The 460-nt window shown below is 41.7% G+C and carries 1 protein-coding gene; it reads left to right on the top strand.

Going from position 1 to position 460, the window contains the following annotated elements; translation table 11 throughout:
• A partial coding sequence (locus tag HC175_RS18425) for a hypothetical protein (protein ID WP_209310086.1) occupies positions 1 to 460 on the top strand: 460 nt, incomplete at both ends.

Genomic DNA, 460 nt, shown 5'->3' with positions numbered 1-460 from the left:
AGAACCGGTACGATTTGAAGATTATGCTGTAGCACATGACAGATGGTTTGATGTCTATGCCTTTCCAATCGGCACTAAAAGAAGCAGAAAAGTTGCCTGCCTTTTCTCTGATATCACCTCCCGAAAAGAAGCCGAAGATAAACTGCAAAAGCTAAATGAAAGCCTGGAGCTAAAGGTTAAAAGCCGTACGCTGGAGCTGGAAGAAAAGAATGAACTGCTTCAAATGGTCTTCGACACAGTGAAGCAGGGTATCTTTTTGATGAAACCCTTATTTGGAGAGAATTATGATCTGGTAGATTTCACCTATGTGAGGGTAAATAAAGTGGTGAGCCGGTATTATAATCAGAGACATATGGCCGGGCGGAGTTTTCTTAAACTGAATCCGCAGGCAGCGGAAAAAGGCGTTTTTGAAGCTTTTAAGCAGACAATGCTCACAGGTGAATCAAATGAATTTGAAGTA

It is taken from the genome of Salinimicrobium oceani (genome assembly GCF_012037645.1).
Note: the sequence above shows the minus strand (reverse complement) of the source record. Positions and strands in the feature narration are given on the sequence as shown.